The following is a 17,901-nucleotide window of genomic DNA, read 5'->3' on the forward strand; positions in this document are numbered from 1 at the left end:
TTACATGTTTAAAATTACTTAATGAACAACTAGTTGCTCAATGGTAAAGCCTTTAGCTGATAGCTAATCTGACACATGCAGCTTTTTGGCGCGAGCATGTTGATGTTACTCATTTCACTTGGAATTTCCTTTTGGGAAATCAGTATTTCGGTTACGGCTTTGCGGATGCATTTGAGTGATTTGATGGGAAAAGAAGAAACCGAGAAATAATAACTTACCTTTGACCAACAGTAACTTGCTACTGTAGTTACCAAAATATACTCCGATAATGGAAATCAAAAAAGACTTAAAACTTGCTGTATTAATCGATGCCGATAATGTTCCCTATGCCAATGTCAAGGAGATGTTTGAAGAAATTGCCAAATACGGAACGCCTACTTTTAAAAGAATTTATGCTGATTGGACCAAACCAACGGTATCCGGTTGGAAGAATGTACTCTTGGAGAATGCCATAACACCTATTCAGCAATACAGCTATTCTACAGGAAAAAATGCCAGCGATAGCGCCTTAATTATTGATGCTATGGATATTCTTTACACAGGAAAAGTCGATGGCTTTTGTATCGTTTCGAGCGATTCCGATTTTACACGCTTAGCCACACGATTGCGTGAAGCGGGAATGAAAGTCATCGGTATTGGAGAAAAGAAAACGTTAACGCCTTTTATCACTGCCTGTGACAAATTTATTTATATCGAAATTCTGAAAAAGACAGATCCGGAACCAATTTCGGACATGGTTACTAAAAAGCCATCGAAAAACAGTAAATCTTCAGGAAACAATCCGATAAGTCAAATCGACCCCAAAATCATTAAACTTTTTGCCGACAGCATCAACGATATCGAAGATGAAAATGGCTGGGCTTTTCTGGGTGAATTAGGCAATCTGATGCTCAAAAAGAAACCCGATTTTGACTCCAGAAATTATGGTTTCCCCAAATTATTATCGCTGATAAAAAGCATCAACCGTTTTGAAATTGACGAAAGAGATAGCGGCAAAAACAACATCAAGCATATCTATGTCAGAAGAAAATAAGTTTCATAAAAAAATCCCGATTGCTCGGGATTTTTTTATTTGCTCAAATACATTTTACGTCTCGAATACAATTCGTAAAATTGATCATCTTTCAAATCATCAATAAACAAAATGCTCTCCCCTGTGGATTTCATCTCTGGCCCAAGGGCTTTGTTTACATCTTTGAACTTACTAAATGAAAAAACCGGTTGTTTAATCGCAAAGCCTTTTAGTTGTGGATTGAAATTAAAATCGGTTACTTTATTTTCACCCAACATTACTTTGGTAGCATAATTTACATAAGGTTCACCATAAGCTTTCGCAATAAAAGGTACAGTTCTCGATGCTCTAGGATTGGCTTCAATGATGTAAACAATATCGTCTTTAATTGCAAACTGAATATTGATTAAACCAACGGTTCGAAGTGCTAAGGCGATTTTCTTCGTATGATCTTTAATTTGCTGCATTACAAATTCGCCTAAATTGAAGGGAGGCAAAGTTGCATTACTGTCACCCGAATGTATACCGCAAGGCTCGATATGTTCCATGATTCCGATGATATATACATTTTCACCATCACAAATGGCATCGGCTTCCGCTTCAATCGCTCCATCTAAATAATTATCCAAAAGCAATTTGTTCCCCGGAATGTTTTTCAGCAAATCGATAACGTGCTCCTCCAATTCCTGTTTGTTGATGACAATTTTCATGCCTTGTCCACCCAAAACATAAGAAGGACGAACTAGCAGCGGAAAGTCTAAAACATCTGCCAAGGCTGAAGCCTGATCTGCATTCTCGGCTACACCAAACTTGGGGAACGGAATTTTAAGTTCGGTTAATAGTTCCGAAAATCTTCCTCTGTCTTCTGCTAAGTCCAAAGCATCAAAGGAAGTTCCTAATATTTTTATATCGTATTTAGATAATTTTTCTGCCAATTTCAAAGCGGTCTGTCCTCCAAGCTGCACAATCACACCTTCTGGTTTCTCGTGACGGATGATATCATAGATATGTTCCCAGAAAACCGGTTCAAAATAAAGTTTGTCAGCCGTATCAAAATCGGTGGAAACCGTTTCCGGATTGCAGTTAATCATGATGGTTTCGTAGCCACATTCTTTTGCAGCTAAGACTCCGTGAACACAAGAATAATCAAATTCGATTCCCTGCCCTATTCTATTGGGTCCTGAACCCAAAACAACTACTTTTTTCCGGTTAGAAACACTGCTTTCATTATGCACATAACATTCGCCAGCTGCGGTTTCTATTTCGGCTTCGAAAGTTGAATAATAGTAAGGTGTCATGGCTTTAAATTCGGCTGCACATGTGTCAACTAATTTATAGACACGTTTGATATTCATATCATCGCGTAGTTTGTATACTTGACTTTCCAAACATTTCAGCATGTGGGCAATTTGTCGGTCACCATAGCCTTTTTGTTTGGCTTCGAGCAATAATTCTTTAGGAAGTGTAGTGATATCGAATTTGGATATTTCTTTTTCTATGGCATACAATTCTTCATACTGCTTGAGGAACCACATATCAATTTTAGTGATTTCGTGGATTCTGCTCAGTGGAATTCCCATAGCAATCGCATCATAGATTACAAACACTCTGTCCCAACTTGCATAGGTCAGTTTCTCGATGATTTGCTCGTAATTTTTGTATCCTTTTCCGTCTGCGCCCAAGCCATTTCTTTTGATTTCGAGCGATTGCGTTGCCTTGTGTAAAGCTTCCTGAAAAGAACGCCCAATTCCCATTACTTCTCCAACCGATTTCATTTGGAGTCCCAAAGTTCTATCAGCGCCTTCAAACTTGTCAAAGTTCCAACGCGGAATTTTTACAATGACGTAATCTAATGTCGGTTCAAATAAGGCTGATGTGGATTTGGTGATTTGATTTTGCAATTCGTCCAAATGATATCCTAAGGCTAATTTTGAAGCAATCTTTGCAATCGGATAACCCGTCGCTTTTGAGGCTAAGGCTGAGGAACGCGAAACTCTTGGGTTGATTTCGATAGCCACAATATCTTCTTTTTCGTCCGGTGATACAGCAAATTGCACGTTACATCCACCGGCAAAATTCCCGATAGAACGCATCATCAAAATCGCCATATCCCGCATTTTTTGGAAGGTTGTGTCCGACAATGTCATGGCTGGTGCCACCGTAATCGAGTCACCTGTGTGGATTCCCATCGGATCCATATTTTCAATCGAACAGATGATGACTACATTGTCGTTTTGATCACGAAGTAGTTCTAATTCGTATTCTTTCCATCCTAACAAAGCTTTGTCTATCAATACTTCGTGAATAGGAGACATTTCTAAACCGTAGGTTAGTTTTTCGTCAAACTCTTCTTTGCTGTGAACGAAAGCGGCTCCTGTTCCGCCTAACGTAAACGAGGGGCGAATTACTAACGGGAAGCCGAATTCCTGCGCTATTTCTTTTCCTTTTAGGAATGACGTAGCGGTTTTTGCCGGAGCAGTGGGTACTCCGATTCTTTCTAACAATTGTTTGAATTGCTCGCGGTCTTCGGTGATGTTGATGGCGTTGATATCAACACCGATTAGACGTACTCCAAAGTCTTCCCAAATTCCCTTTTCATCGGCTTCGAGACACAAGTTCAAGGCAGTTTGTCCGCCCATGGTTGGTAGAACAGCGTCAATTTGCGGATGCTCTTTTAGGATTTGGATAATCGATTTGGTGGTTAGCGGTAATAAATACACATGATCGGCCATACTGGGATCCGTCATGATAGTGGCTGGATTGGAATTGATTAGAATGACTTCGATTCCTTCTTCGCGAATAGAGCGTGCGGATTGGGAACCTGCATAATCAAATTCGCAAGCTTGTCCGATTATGATAGGACCTGAACCTATGATTAAAACTGATTTGATGGAAGTGTCTTTGGGCATTGTAGTTAGATTTTTAGATTCTTAGAAAGTTAGACTTCTTAGATTTTGTTTGTTTAGTTGTGGTTGTTTAATTATTTGGTTGAAGTATAGGAATAGTCGACTAAAGTGACATCTTTATCATTTCTGTAAATTGGCATGTTCAATATTTTTGAAATTGATATATCCCAATTATAGTTTTTTGATTCAAAATTTATTCGTTCACCTTCTACCATGCAAAGAATTAAAATTTGACCCACATTTGGAACTGTTATAAAATTTTGCCCGGTTGATTTTTTAAGAGCATTACTAAAGACACTTTTAGAATCATTAGACAAATATAAGGCGCCATTATTTGTTACACCTGTAATTTTTAAAACGGTAACTGAATGCTGTTTTTCTTCAGGTAGTGCTAGTATTTTAACACCATTATTTTGAGCTTTCCAATAAATCTCGGATAGAATAATTTTCTTTCTTTCTGAGGTTGATAAATTTTCATTAATACTTGGGTCACTAAATAAATCTGAAAATCTTTTAAATGAAATATCACTAACAGGAAAACTTCTTTCATTCCATCGTTGAATTAAATCAAAACCTTTTATATAGGCATTTTTTTGTTCGTTTAAATTCTCACTTACCTCAATATCATTATTTTTTAATGAATTAACAATATTGATGATTTTAGATTTTTCACTTTCATTCAAACTCAAATTATCAAATGTCATAACTTCAGCAGATATGGACACATTATCAATCAAATTGTATTGTTGTTCTTCTTCAATAACGTTAGACAACTGGATTTTTGATCTGGTATCTTCAAGAATTATGTTTGAGGATAATGGCAAAATTTTTGTTTTTTTAGCAATCCACAACGGTATTAAAATCAAAAGGGAAAAAATGAATAATATGATTAGTAATTGTATTATAAATTTTATTGACCTCTTTGGATTTATAATAACCGAATCTAAAAGTTGAAAAATACTACTCATAATTAAAGAGTTAATTGATTTCTTTTTTAATAATTTACAAAAAAAATAAAAACTTAATAGTGCTACACTAGCCCCGATAGGAGTAAAAATCCTTTTTATTTTTCTAAAAATAAAAAGATTGGAACGGATAGCGGGAAATAGCTCCTAAAAATTATCATTATTTATAAACATGTTATAAAAAAAGCCGCTACTAATAAAAGTAACGGCTTGATATTGATTAATTGCTAATCATTATTTTTTGTGTCTTGGTTCGCAAGAAACGGTCAATTTATGTCTTCCTTTAGCTCTACGACGCGCTAGAACTTTTCTTCCGTTCGCAGATTCCATTCTGTCCATAAATCCGTGTTTATTTCTTCTCTTTCTTTTCGATGGTTGAAACGTTCTTTTGCTCATTGCTTTATGTCTTTAAAATCGTGTATTACTCTGTTTGATAGTGGTCGCTTTAAAACCGAGTGCAAATATACAAACCTTTTTTTTTCTGGCAAGTAGTTTTATAAAAATATTTTCAATTCCTTTTATTACCTTTGCAACCACAAAAATTATATCACATGTTTCACAGATTTATTAAACTAATTATAGCGGCTTTGTTACTAGCCACAGCCATTTGGCAGTTTGCAGAAGGAAATATTGGCAACGGAATCTTTTTGATTTTATTGACAGCACTTCCGATTTTTCTTTATTATAAAAATGAATATATCCTTTTAGCATTCCTAAAATTGAGAAAACAGGATTTTGCAGGCGCAAAAGTATGGTTGGATAAAATCAAAAATCCGGAAACGGCATTAGTAAAAAAACAACAAGGCTATTATAATTACTTACACGGTTTGATGACTTCGCAAACCAATTTACACCAATCGGAAAAGTACTTTAAAAAAGCGGTGGAATTGGGATTGAGTATGGATATGGATTTAGCCGTGGCTAAATTAAACTTAGCCGGAATTGCTATGTCCAAAAGACGTAAAATGGAAGCAACGACCTTGCTAAACGAGGCGAAAAAGCTAGACAAACAAAACATGCTGACAGATCAGATAAAAATGATGAAAGAGCAGATGAAGAAGATCTAAGTTAGATTTTAATCTAAAATAAAAAACCACCTCCAATTGGAGGTGGTTTTTTATTTCTAAGATGTCTAAAGAAGTCTATTTTAATATCCTGACAACGGAATCTCGATTTCGTATTTCTTTTTGTTGGGATTGACTAGCTTTTTATCGCGTAACCACGGATTGTGGATTTTCAATATTTTATAATTTATCCCTTGGGTTTTGGCAAAATCAGCTAAATTACTGATAGTACTGTCTACTTCAATTTTTTTAGCCGGAATGGGCGCATACAAATCGCTGCCGTAAAGACTAAATCCATACAAGGCTGGATTTTTCATAATTTCTTTCAAGGCCAAAATTCGGAATACGTAACGTGAAGTTTCCTCGGTTAAAGCTAAATCATAGTAATTGGTTACTTTTTGCTCCTCGATTTTCTTGCCAACGCCTGCCATTCCGCCATTATAGGAAGCCGCGGCTAGTGTCCAAGAACCAAATCGGTCTTTGGCAGCTAATAAATACCTGCAAGCAGCTTCGGTTGATTTTTCTAAATGATAACGCTCGTCCACTAAGTCGTTGACTTCCATCCCCTTTTCCTTTGCTGTTTCAGGCATAAATTGCCAAACTCCTTTAGCGCCAGAAGGAGAAACAGCATTAACCAATCCGCTTTCAATTACAGCTAAATATTTAAAGTCATCGGGAACGCCATTTTTAGCTAAAATAGGTTCTATAACTGGAAAAGCTCGATTAGCTCTTTTGATGATTAAGGCTGTAGTAGCATCTAAATTAGCATTTATAAGCAACTCTCTGTCGAGTCTTTCTTTAACATCCGTAATTTGTAATGGAGCAGTTTCGCCGGCAAAATCAACAGCAGTTGGAAAATACAAAGGAGTGCCTTCGCGCAATACTTTATCTTTATTATCGCCGGAAATACCAAAGACCAATATTCCCGAAATTAAAATTACACCGAGTGTCGATAAAAGGGCTTTATTCGTGTTCATGATCTTTTTCATTATGGTTATATTGGTAAAGCTACAAAAATCGATCCGTTTTCAGCAACCCTCTAACATAATTTTAGGCAGATTATCATTAAGCCATCGGTATTTTGTGAGGATCATAATGTGAGTTCCTCCTTTGACCACTATGGCGTTTTGGATATACTTTATCGGAAAAACTTCATCCGCATCTCCATGAATGTGAATTACTTCGGAGTCGCTTTCGGTTCGTTTCCAATTGATGATTTGCTCAATGGCCCAGTCCAAATAATGCTTATCACGGACCGAGAGAAATTTTTCATATAATTTCAACCGCTGCTTGATTATCGAGGAACCAAAGGTAAATTTAGTCAGCATATCAATATTTTCGAAGAGTTGGGTTGGAATCAATTTATAGGCTTTGGTTGTTTTTGCCACTTTCATTTTTCTCGGAAGCTCTTTATTTGACTTTACGCTCGATATGATAATCACCTTTTTAGGGTTTACAAAAGCTTTCATTTCCTGAACCAAAATCCCGCCAAAAGAAACACCAACCAAGATGACATTATCATGCTTGACATCTTTTGCGACTCGCTGGGCATAGGCTTCAATAGTTTCCTCTTTTTCAGGCAGTAACCATTCCAGCAAATGCATTTCAAAAGTATCCGCTGGCAATTGAATTCGTTCAAAAATACTGGGACTTGCCGCCATTCCGGGCATAAAATAAACATGAATTTTAGTCATTATTTAACTCAAAAGTGGTTAATTATTAGTAACTTTGCCTAAAAATAATCCTTTTTGTTTATAATCACATGGAAGCAACTGCAATTTTAGAAAAAATCGAGATTAAAGACAATACTTTTGCTCGTCAGTTTGAGACATTGGTTGACGGAAAATTAATTTCTGTAGAGTATTCTTTTCAGGAAAAGAAGATTTTCCTAACCCGTATTAATGTTTTTGACGGCTTTGATAATGAAGAGTTCATCAACGATTTATTGAAAAACATTATGGAAATCGCTTATGAAAGAAAATTAAAAGTAGTGCCAATTTTACCGAAAATTGCACTTTTCTTTAGAAAAAATACTTGTTACAGAGATTTACTTCCTCCGGGAATTAAAATATAAGTTTTAAAAATTCCACTACTAGAAATTCCAAATTCCGATAAAGAGTTTGGAATTTTTTTATATTTATCCAATGGAAACAACATCATTTCAACAGGGAATTATTGATTTCTTCGAAAATATAGCTACCTATTATGGCATTAAAACCGAGATAACTCAGGGTTTGTTTTCTGAATTGGAGCATTTTGATGCTGATTTAACGGCGTGGAATTTATCTGAATTTATATTAATCCGATCAGCTTATCGCACTACTGGCGCTAAATTTATGATGGAAGGCAACGGAACCTACTTCGAAATTTCTGCTGAAAAAATTATCTCCTTTCAAAAAAATGGTCGTCACAAATTTGAATTTATCGAAAAATACAGTGACACTGTTTTCAGAATAACAAAGATTCGGTTTCACTACAAGTACTAAACTTCAACCGCTAAAAAATCCATTCGAACACTTCCATCGTCATCAATTTTGGTTAGCTTGATGTCATGCAATGTATTGGCCAGTTCTGGATTCCAAGGTGTTTTTACTTTTACATAATTTTCGGTAAATCCGTGTATGTAACCTTCTTTGTTTTCACTTTCAAAAAGAACCGTTCTATAGCTTCCTATTTGACTTTCATAAAAGGCTCGACGCTTTTTTACCGATAAACCACGGAGCATTTTGCTTCTCTTGTTACGAACGTTCATCGGAACAACATCGGTCATTGTGGCTGCTTCAGTATTATCTCTTTCAGAATAGGTAAAAACGTGTAAATACGAAATATCCATCTCGTTTAGGAAATTATAAGTCTCCAGAAAATTTTCATCGGTTTCACCAGGAAAACCTACAATTACATCAACACCAATACAGGCATGTGGCATGACTTGGCGGATATTGTTCACTCTATCGGAATACACTTCGCGCAAATAACGACGCTTCATTTTCTTCAGAATTTCATTGCTACCACTTTGCAACGGAATATGAAAATGCGGCACAAAGGTTCTGCTTTTAGAGACAAACTCAATCGTTTCGTTTTTCAAAAGATTGGGTTCAATTGATGATATTCGTAGTCTTTCAATGCCATCGACTTTATCCAAGGCCTGCACTAAATCTAAAAAAGTATGCTCGTGTTTTTTGTTTCCGAATTCGCCTTTCCCATAATCCCCAATATTTACTCCGGTTAATACAATTTCTTTGATTCCTTGTTTCGAAATATCCGAAGCATTTTTCAATACATTTTCTAAAGCATCACTTCTTGATATTCCACGTGCCAACGGTATTGTACAGTAGGTACATTTATAATCACAGCCATCCTGCACTTTGAGAAAAGCTCGAGTTCTGTCACCTATAGAATAACTTCCGACATAAAAATCGGCTTCTTCAATTTCACAGGAATGTACTTCACCCATATCATTTTTGGACAAATCATTGATATAATCGGTGATTTTGAATTTTTCGGTAGCACCTAAAACCAAATCGACACCATCCACAGCAGCTAAATCTTCAGGCTTTAATTGCGCATAACAACCCACAGCAGCAACGAAAGCTTTGTCGTTAAGCTTCATGGCTTTTTTTACAATCTGTTTGAATTGTTTATCGGCGTTTTCGGTAACCGAACACGTATTAATTACATAGATATCGGCTACTTCTTCAAAATCGACACGATCAAAACCTTCGTCCTGAAAATTTCTCGCAATGGTTGAGGTTTCTGAGAAATTGAGTTTGCACCCTAAAGTATAAAAGGCGACTTTTTTCTTGTTTTCCATAAGCTACTTCAATTGATGAAATCGTTGTCAAAAATTGAGAGCGCAAAGATAATCTAATTTGAAGAGTAAACAATTTGAAGATTTGAAAATTAATAGTTTAAAGAACATTTTCAAATTGACACATCTTCAAATTTTCAAATTAAATCTATTCTTTTCTATATTTTTTTGTTTCTTCAAAAACGTGTTCTAAGATTTTTGCATCTTCTTCTGTAAAATCTACTTGACGACGTGCCATTACTATTTTGGCTGTCTGAAAAGCTTTTGAAGTTAAATAGGTGGTGAATCCAGAAGCGCCACCCCAAGAGAAACTCGGCACAAAATTACGTGGAAAACCCGAACCGAAAATATTCGTTGAAACTCCCACTACAGTTCCTGTATTGAACATCGTATTAATTCCACACTTACTATGATCTCCCATCATTAATCCACAAAACTGCAGCCCTGTTTTGGCAAATCCTTCGGTTTCATAACTCCACAAACGCACTTCTTCATAATTATTTTTCAAATTAGAATTGTTACTATCGGCACCAATGTTGCACCATTCCCCTAAAACAGCATTCCCTAAAAATCCGTCATGTCCTTTATTGGAGTAGCCCATTAAAACCGAGTTGCTAACCTCACCACCAATAACCGAATGTGGTCCAACAGTCGTTGCGCCATAGACTTTTGAAGCCAATTTTACTCTTCCTGATTCGCATAACGCAAAGGGTCCACGAATAACAGAACCTTCCATGATTTCGGAATTTTTTCCAATGTAGATAGGTCCGGTTGAAGCATTCAAAGTCACAAATTCGAGCTTAGCACCTTCTTCTATAAATATGCTTTCGGGTGAAAGCACATTAACACTTTTCGGAATCGGTTGCGAATGTCTTCCTTCGGTGATTAAGTCAAAATCTTCGCGTAAAGCTGCATCATTTTTTGCAAATATGTCCCATGTATGTTCAACTTTAAGGCAGTCTTCACTGAATTCAATGATTTCATAACTATCAAAATCAACTTCTTCTTGTGTATCATTAGTATAGAAAGCGATTACCTCATCTCCTTGAAAAATAGCTTGATTTTTCTCTAAACTTTTTACCATTTCCGAAAGGATATCATTGGGTAAAAAAGAAGCGTTTATCATGATGTTATCTTCCATTTCGACCATTGGAAACTTTTCAGAAAGGTATTCCTCAGTAAGTGTTGTGGTAGTATAGCCTAAATATTTTTCCCATTTTTCGCGAATGGTTAAAATTCCGATACGGATGTCGGCAACTGGTCTGGTAAAGGTAAATGGCAAAAGGGCATTTCGAACAGTTCCGTCAAAAAGTATATAGTTCATTTGAGAAGTTTATGAAGTTTATGAAGTTTAAAAGTTTATAAAAAAACCGTAAACACAAGTCAAAAGTACAAAGATTTAGCCAATAAAAAAACCACTCACGTTTGTGAATGGTTTTAATAAAATTGAAACACTATAAGTATTACTTAGCGTGTTTAGCGTATTTAGTTTTGAATTTATCAATACGTCCTGCAGTATCGATAAGTTTAGATTTACCTGTGTAAAAAGGGTGAGACGTTCTAGAAATCTCCATTTTGTACACTGGATATTCAACACCTTCGTGAGTGATAGTTTCTTTTGTTTCTACTGTTGACTTAGTAATAAAAACATCGTCATTTGACATGTCTTTAAAAGCAACTAATCTGTAATTTTCCGGGTGAAGTCCTTTTTTCATGATAAATCTTTTTTATGTTTTGAAGTAGTTTCGTTTTGAAGCTTTCCTATTGAAAGGTATAAACTTGCTACAACTTTTATTATTCTTTATTTTATTTTGAGAGTGCAAAAATACACCTTTTTTATAATAAACAAAGTCTTCTGTAACTTTTTTTAAATAAACCGAACATACATATAGTAATAATGGAATTACTATATTTGTTTTCTAATTAAAAACCAACACTCAGATTATGGAAAAAACTATCTCTCCTTCAAAATCAGCTTTACAATTCGGCGTACTTTATGGAATCATCATGATACTTGAACTTGTAATCTCCTTTTCATTTAGTATTGACCCTACAAGTAACCAAAGTTATGGAATAATAATCAATCTTTTAAACTTTGTGATTCTACCTATAACCTTTATACTGTTGGCTTGTAATAATTACAAAAACAAATTAAATGCTGGTTTTATAACACTAAGTGAATCTCTTAAAATTGGAGTAACGGTATGCATTATTGCAGCGTTGCTTTATGCTATATTCTCCTCTATTTTTAACATGCTTTTCCCTGAATTTGTGGAACAAATTTTGAGCAGCACCAAAAAAGCGATGTTAGAGCAAAACCCTGATATGCCAAAAGAACAAATGGATATGGCATTATCATGGACAGAAAAAATAATGAGCCCAGTTTTTGCTATTCCAATTACACTAGTGATGTATGCCTTTATCGGGCTTATTTATTCCTTGATAATAGGCGCAATCATAAAAAAAGAAAGAACATTCTAAATGAATTTATCCATAGTTATTCCGCTTCTAAACGAGCAGGAATCCTTACCCGAATTACATCAGTGGATTGTCAGAATAATGACAGCCAACAATTATTCCTATGAAGTTATTTTTATAGATGATGGAAGTACTGATGGTTCGTGGAAAATTATTGAACAATTATCTAATGAGAATCCAAATGTAAAAGGAATCCGTTTTCTTAGAAACTTTGGAAAATCACAAGCATTACACGCGGGTTTTGCAAAAGCCAATGGCGATGTTATCATAACTATGGATGCCGATTTACAAGACAGCCCGGAAGAAATTCCAGGTTTGTATAACATGATATTAAATCAAGATTACGATTTGGTTTCGGGTTGGAAAAAAAAGCGATACGACTCGGTAGTCGGAAAAAATCTACCTTCAAAATTATTCAATTGGGCAGCGCGAAAAACATCAGGCGTACAATTGAATGATTTTAACTGCGGATTAAAAGCCTATAAAAATATTGTCATCAAAAATATCGAAGTTTCTGGAGAAATGCATCGCTATATTCCGGTGTTGGCTAAGAATGCTGGTTTCTTCAACATTGGAGAAAAAGTCGTTATTCATCAGGCGCGAAAATACGGCGAATCAAAATTTGGTATGAACCGCTTTATCAATGGTTTTCTTGATTTGATCACTATTTGGTTTTTATCCAAATACGGAAAAAGACCGATGCATCTTTTTGGTGCACTTGGCGTGGTGATGTTTATTATTGGATTTTTATCCACTTTTTTAATCATTGGCATCAAACTTCTGAAACTATTCGTATTTGACGAACCTACCATTTTGGTCACTTCAAATCCGCTTTTTTACATAGCCTTGACAGCTATGGTTATTGGCTCCCAGCTATTCTTAGCAGGATTTTTGGGTGAGATTATTTTAAGAACAAAGAACAACGAAGAACGTTATAAAATTGCTAAAGAAGTGAATCTGTAAATTCCTTCTACACAAGAATAAAATTAAGATCATGCACATCGAACAAACTATATTAGACAAGGTAAACGAATGGCTTACTCCAACGTTTGACCAAAAAACACAGGACGAAATCACCGAAATGATGACTTCATCTCCAAAAAATCTAGAAGAAAGTTTTTACAAAAACTTAGAGTTTGGAACTGGAGGAATGCGCGGAGTAATGGGTGTTGGCACCAATCGCATCAACAAATATACACTAGGAAAAAACACTCAAGGTTTATCCGATTATTTAAAAAAATCATTCGCAGGCGAACAACTAAAAGTAGCAATTGCCTATGATTGTCGTCATAACAGCGACACTTTGGCCAAAGTTGTGGCAGATGTTTTTTCAGCTAATGGAATTCAGGTTTATTTGTTTTCAGACATGCGTCCAACTCCAGAACTGTCTTTTGCTGTACGTTATTTGAATTGCCATGCTGGAATCGTTTTGACCGCATCTCACAATCCACCGGAATATAACGGATACAAAGTGTATTGGCAAGATGGGGGACAGTTAGTACCACCCAATGATGCCGAAATTGTTCAGGTCATTGAAAACCTGAAGTATGACGAAATAAAGTTTACGGCAAATGAAAGCCTCATACAATACATTGACGTCGATGTTGATAATGCTTTCATCGCATCAACAGTTGAAAATGCCAGCTTTAACACATCGGCACAAGCTCGACAACATTTAAAAATCGCATACACTTCTTTACACGGAACCTCTATAAAAATGGTGCCGAAAGTATTGGAAAAAGCCGGGTATACCGATGTCAATATCGTTCCGGAACAAGCAGAACCGAATGGTGATTTTCCAACCGTAATTTCGCCAAACCCGGAAGAACCGGAAGCACTGACCATGGCTATCGCTATGGCTAATAAAATTAATGCCGATATTGTATTTGGAACCGACCCCGACAGCGACCGCTTGGGTGTTGCCGTTAGAAATAACAAAGGAGAAATGCAGTTACTGAACGGAAACCAAACTATGGTTGTCATGACGCAGTATCTTTTGGAACAATGGAAAAAAGCAGGAAAAATAGATGGTAAACAATTTATCGGTTCCACTATAGTTTCTACTCCAATGATGCTCGAATTAGCATCGGCTTATGATGTAGAATGCAAAGTGGGATTAACTGGATTTAAATGGATTGCCAAATTCATTCGTGATTTTCCAGAGCTGAAATTTATTGGTGGTGGTGAAGAAAGTTTCGGATTTATGGTAGGCGACGCCGTGCGTGATAAAGATGCCGTTGGAGCCATTTTGCTTATGTGTGAAATTGCAGCTCAAGCTAAAGAAAAAGGAAGTTCAGTCTACAAAGAATTACAGCAAATGTACGTTGACTTTGGTTTCTATAAAGAACACCTGATTTCCATTACCAAGAAAGGCATCGAAGGCGCTAACGAAATCAAGCAGATGATGGTGGATATGCGCGAAAATCCTGTTGCTGAAATCAATGGGCAACGCGTCATTATGGTAGAAGATTATCAAAATTCAACTGCTAAAAATTTGTTGACCGATGAAGTAGAAACGTTACACATCCCAAAATCAGATGTGTTGATTTACTATCTGGAAGATGGTTCAAAAATTTGTGCCCGACCAAGCGGAACTGAACCTAAAATAAAATTCTATTTTAGCGTAAACACTGCTATTGATGGTTTAGAGGAGCTTCAAACCGCGGAATCTTTTTTAGATACTAAAATCAAAAACATAATATCGGAAATGCAGTTACACTAATGGATGCCAATTTAAAAAAGCTTTTTCCGTTTGCTCTGAAATACAAGAAACATATTTATCTGAATATTTTCTTCAACATTTTTTATGCCCTGTTTTCAACCTTGCTGATGGTGTCTATGATACCAACGCTTAAAGTTCTTTTTGGTGACACTGAAAAGGTCTATACGAAACCAAAATACGGGGGAATTGCAAAAAGTAAAGCTTATGCTGAAGATTTTCTAAATTACAAAATAACAACATTAACGGATGAAAATGGGCTTAAATGGACACTCCTTTTTGTAATTTCAATCATCATCATAACGGCGCTTTTAAAAAATATTACTAATTATTTTGCCTCCTTTCACGTTACCCGATTAAGAACTGGAGTGCTTAGAGATATTCGTGAAAAATTATACAACAAAATCATCCATCTTCCGGTTTCCTATTATTCTGAAAGAAGAAAAGGTGATGTTATGGCAAGAATGCTGGGCGATATCAATGAGGTTCAAAATTCATTTTTTCAGATTTTAGAACTTGTAGTGCGGGAACCGCTAACCATTCTTTTTTCTATCATTACGATGTTTATCATTAGTCCGAAACTAACGCTTTTTGTCTTTGCTTTTATTCCTATTTCCGGATTTATAATCTCTCGTGTTGGTAAGAATCTGAAAGCAAAATCGGTTAGTGCTCAACATGAAAATGGTGTCTTTATATCTATTTTAGATGAAACTTTAGGGGGACTTAAAGTCGTTAAAGGGTATAACGCTGAAAATTCTTTTATTTCCAAATTCAATGACTCCATTAATCGATTGTTGCGTTTGAGTAATAGCATCGGAAACAAAAACAATCTGGCTTCGCCTTTAAGCGAATTTTTGGGAATTGTTACTATTGCAACATTATTATGGTTTGGTGCACAGATGGTTGTAGAAGAACAATCGATTACCTCAGCAACATTCATTACTTATATAGCACTCGCCTACACTATTCTGACACCGGCAAAAGCTATATCAAAAGCATCCTATCAGGTTAAAACAGGTTTGGCTGCAGCGGATAGAGTTTTTACATTGATGGAACAGGAAAACACCATTACAGATCAAGTAAATGCTATCGATAAACAAACATTTGAAGATAAAATCACGCTAGAAAATATCAACTTCCGATATGAAAACGAAAATGTCTTAAAAGAGTTTTCGCTCGAAATTCCGAAAGGCAAAACAGTGGCTTTAGTAGGTCAATCCGGCTCCGGAAAAAGTACAATTGCCAATTTACTCACCCGATTTTATGATGTCAACGAAGGAGTAGTGCGCATCGATGGTACTGATATAAAAGACATCAAATTAGAATCACTTCGCAATTTAATGGGATTGGTAACACAAGATTCTATTTTGTTTAATGATACCATTAAAGGCAATATTGCTTTGGGCAAAGCGGATGCAACCGATGAAGAAATCATTGAAGCTTTGAAAATTGCCAATGCATACGAATTCGTAAAAGATTTACCCGAAGGCATTTATACTAATGTAGGCGACAGTGGTAACAAACTTTCAGGCGGACAAAAACAACGGCTGTCCATCGCAAGAGCTGTATTGAAAAATCCACCAATCATGATTTTGGATGAAGCTACCTCTGCCTTAGATACTGAAAGTGAACGATTGGTGCAAGTAGCATTAGAAAATATGATGCAAAACCGAACTTCTATAGTAATTGCGCACCGTCTTTCGACCATTCAAAAAGCAGACACTATAGTAGTAATGCACAAAGGTAAAATTGTGGAGCAGGGAAATCACGAAGAACTATTAGCCAAAAACGGAACCTATTCCAAGCTGGTTTCTATGCAGTCGTTTGAGTAATTTATTAGGTGTAAATCTTTACATAATCTCTACTAAAATTGGAATTAAAATTCTTGAAACCTAAGTCTAAAATTCTTCAAAAACATATTGAAGGGTATTATTTCCTTGTCCAGAGAAGTGATGAACCTGCCATAGAATATCTTACTTTTCCAAACAATTACAGCATTCTTTCCGTTTATGAAAAAACAAAATGTGAATTCTCAGAAAACAAGGCAGTTCTTTCAGAAGATATCAGCAGTCCATTTTGTTCCGATTTAATTTGCCATTATAAAAAACCCATCCATCTCTCCTACTCCGGATATATTAATGAACTTACCTTTTATTTCAAACCTTTGGGTTTAAACGCATTCATAGACGATAATTTGAGTAATTATACCTCTTCTTTTTTTTCAAAATTTATTCCTTTTGATGATTATCAAGAAGTAATGCTACGTATTTTGAGAGAAGAAAATATGGAAGTAAAGATTGGTTTAATTGAGAACTATTGGTTATCAAAACTTAACGGATTTCAACATCCGTTCTTAAATGAAATCATTATGGATCTATTGCATACACAAAATGATTATACTGTAGCCGAGCTTGCAAAAAAATATAAAATTTCGAGGCAAAACCTTTGCAAACATTTTGAAATGCATTTATGTAAATCACCCTCAGATTTTAAAAAAATTCAACGCTTTCGTGATGCTTTGAAATCAAAAACAAGTACAAAAACCTCCACAAATCTGACTTCTTTGAGTTATGATATGTTTTTTTATGATCAATCTCATTTGATTAAAGATTTTAAGTCGCTGACAGGATTATCCCCAAAAAAATTCTTCAAAAATCTGTCTTCTCATGAAGATGGAGAAATAAATTGGTTATTCTTACAATAGGATTCCATTTTTACAATTTTATGAAGTAAAACGCTCCTACTTTTATAAGGATTTATAATTAAAAACATTAGAGTATGATTAGCGTTACTGTAAAATTTATTTTGAGTGCACTATTGTATATTCTTTAAAAAAAATTCAAAAGGATATTTACAAATAGTGTATAATCATCAATCAAAGTATGAACAATCCTATTTTGCTAATTTGAGTTAGTTACAAAAATGCAAAATTGAAGTTGATATCCTTTT

Annotated in this window: 18 protein-coding genes; 10 read left to right on the forward strand and 8 right to left on the reverse strand. The window is 35.5% G+C overall.

The features are described from left to right. Window positions 1–75 precede the first annotated feature (75 nt). Together ACULEU_RS11170 and ACULEU_RS11175 are read left to right on the forward strand one after the other, a co-directional pair. A complete protein-coding gene (locus tag ACULEU_RS11170) occupies window positions 76–210 on the forward strand; it encodes a hypothetical protein (protein WP_445452671.1) in 135 nt (44 codons plus the stop codon). Between the two features lie 58 nt (window positions 211–268). After that, window positions 269–1,033, forward strand: a complete 765-nt coding sequence (locus ACULEU_RS11175) for an NYN domain-containing protein (RefSeq protein ID WP_445452672.1) — start codon at window positions 269–271, stop codon at window positions 1,031–1,033. Between the two features lie 35 nt (window positions 1,034–1,068). Here the strand turns inward: ACULEU_RS11175 and carB are convergent, their stop codons facing one another. From carB to rpmH, 3 genes are all read right to left on the reverse strand, one after another. Beyond that, on the reverse strand, window positions 1,069–3,921 hold the full coding sequence (carB, locus tag ACULEU_RS11180; RefSeq protein WP_445452673.1) for a carbamoyl-phosphate synthase large subunit: 2,853 nt from the start codon (window positions 3,919–3,921) through the stop codon (window positions 1,069–1,071). Between the two features lie 71 nt (window positions 3,922–3,992). Beyond that, window positions 3,993–4,886, reverse strand: coding sequence for a hypothetical protein (locus ACULEU_RS11185; protein WP_445452674.1), 894 nt, complete (start codon window positions 4,884–4,886; stop codon window positions 3,993–3,995). A 231-nt stretch (window positions 4,887–5,117) separates the two neighbouring features. Then, complete coding sequence (gene rpmH / locus ACULEU_RS11190; protein WP_022828464.1) at window positions 5,118–5,279, reverse strand: 50S ribosomal protein L34; 162 nt, start codon at window positions 5,277–5,279, stop codon at window positions 5,118–5,120. A 155-nt stretch (window positions 5,280–5,434) separates the two neighbouring features. On the opposite strand from rpmH, the gene ACULEU_RS11195 reads away from it, so the two are divergent. Beyond that, window positions 5,435–5,950, forward strand: a complete 516-nt coding sequence (locus tag ACULEU_RS11195; RefSeq protein WP_445452675.1) for a DUF2892 domain-containing protein — start codon at window positions 5,435–5,437, stop codon at window positions 5,948–5,950. Between the two features lie 80 nt (window positions 5,951–6,030). Here the strand turns inward: ACULEU_RS11195 and ACULEU_RS11200 are convergent, their stop codons facing one another. Both ACULEU_RS11200 and ACULEU_RS11205 read right to left on the reverse strand, forming a co-directional pair. Continuing rightward, entirely contained in the window at window positions 6,031–6,936 is a 906-nt protein-coding gene (locus tag ACULEU_RS11200; RefSeq protein WP_445452676.1) for a lytic transglycosylase domain-containing protein, read from the reverse strand. Window positions 6,937–6,975: 39 nt separating this feature from the next. Then, the gene (locus ACULEU_RS11205; RefSeq protein WP_445452677.1) at window positions 6,976–7,641 is read right to left on the reverse strand and encodes an alpha/beta fold hydrolase; all 666 of its coding nucleotides are present in this window, start codon (window positions 7,639–7,641) and stop codon (window positions 6,976–6,978) included. A gap of 68 nt (window positions 7,642–7,709) precedes the next feature. On the opposite strand from ACULEU_RS11205, the gene ACULEU_RS11210 reads away from it, so the two are divergent. Continuing rightward, window positions 7,710–8,021, forward strand: a complete 312-nt coding sequence (locus ACULEU_RS11210; RefSeq protein WP_445452678.1) for a GNAT family N-acetyltransferase — start codon at window positions 7,710–7,712, stop codon at window positions 8,019–8,021. A 70-nt stretch (window positions 8,022–8,091) separates the two neighbouring features. Beyond that, window positions 8,092–8,433, forward strand: a complete 342-nt coding sequence (locus ACULEU_RS11215; RefSeq protein ID WP_445452679.1) for a hypothetical protein — start codon at window positions 8,092–8,094, stop codon at window positions 8,431–8,433. Here ACULEU_RS11215 and mtaB read toward each other — a convergent pair. The 3 genes from mtaB to ACULEU_RS11230 all read right to left on the reverse strand — a co-directional run bounded on the left by mtaB (window position 8,430) and on the right by ACULEU_RS11230 (window position 11,470). Next, window positions 8,430–9,758, reverse strand: a complete 1,329-nt coding sequence (gene mtaB, locus ACULEU_RS11220; RefSeq protein ID WP_445452680.1) for a tRNA (N(6)-L-threonylcarbamoyladenosine(37)-C(2))-methylthiotransferase MtaB — start codon at window positions 9,756–9,758, stop codon at window positions 8,430–8,432. The genes ACULEU_RS11215 and mtaB overlap by 4 nt on opposite strands. 145 nt (window positions 9,759–9,903) lie before the next feature. Continuing rightward, on the reverse strand, window positions 9,904–11,079 hold the full coding sequence (locus tag ACULEU_RS11225) for a GlmU family protein (protein WP_445452681.1): 1,176 nt from the start codon (window positions 11,077–11,079) through the stop codon (window positions 9,904–9,906). Window positions 11,080–11,218: 139 nt separating this feature from the next. Continuing rightward, window positions 11,219–11,470, reverse strand: coding sequence for a type B 50S ribosomal protein L31 (locus ACULEU_RS11230; RefSeq protein ID WP_236464965.1), 252 nt, complete (start codon window positions 11,468–11,470; stop codon window positions 11,219–11,221). Window positions 11,471–11,699: 229 nt separating this feature from the next. Here ACULEU_RS11230 and ACULEU_RS11235 point away from each other — a divergent pair, with 229 nt between their 5' ends. Genes ACULEU_RS11235 through ACULEU_RS11255 form a run of 5 tightly spaced genes read left to right on the forward strand, consistent with a single transcriptional unit; the run spans window position 11,700 to window position 17,656 of the window. Further along, window positions 11,700–12,236 carry a DUF4199 domain-containing protein gene (locus ACULEU_RS11235; protein ID WP_445452682.1) on the forward strand — a complete coding sequence of 179 codons (537 nt, stop codon included), beginning with the start codon at window positions 11,700–11,702 and terminating at the stop codon, window positions 12,234–12,236. Continuing rightward, the gene (locus ACULEU_RS11240) at window positions 12,237–13,196 is read left to right on the forward strand and encodes a glycosyltransferase family 2 protein (RefSeq protein ID WP_445452683.1); all 960 of its coding nucleotides are present in this window, start codon (window positions 12,237–12,239) and stop codon (window positions 13,194–13,196) included. Between the two features lie 31 nt (window positions 13,197–13,227). Then, complete coding sequence (locus ACULEU_RS11245) at window positions 13,228–14,955, forward strand: phospho-sugar mutase (protein ID WP_445452684.1); 1,728 nt, start codon at window positions 13,228–13,230, stop codon at window positions 14,953–14,955. Beyond that, window positions 14,955–16,784, forward strand: coding sequence for an ABC transporter ATP-binding protein (locus ACULEU_RS11250; RefSeq protein WP_445452685.1), 1,830 nt, complete (start codon window positions 14,955–14,957; stop codon window positions 16,782–16,784). Before ACULEU_RS11245 ends, ACULEU_RS11250 begins: the two co-directional genes overlap by 1 nt. A gap of 38 nt (window positions 16,785–16,822) precedes the next feature. Continuing rightward, the gene (locus tag ACULEU_RS11255) at window positions 16,823–17,656 is read left to right on the forward strand and encodes a helix-turn-helix domain-containing protein (RefSeq protein ID WP_445452686.1); all 834 of its coding nucleotides are present in this window, start codon (window positions 16,823–16,825) and stop codon (window positions 17,654–17,656) included. The last annotated feature ends 245 nt before the right edge of the window (window positions 17,657–17,901 follow it).

This window comes from Flavobacterium sp. 25HG05S-40 (assembly GCF_052654735.1).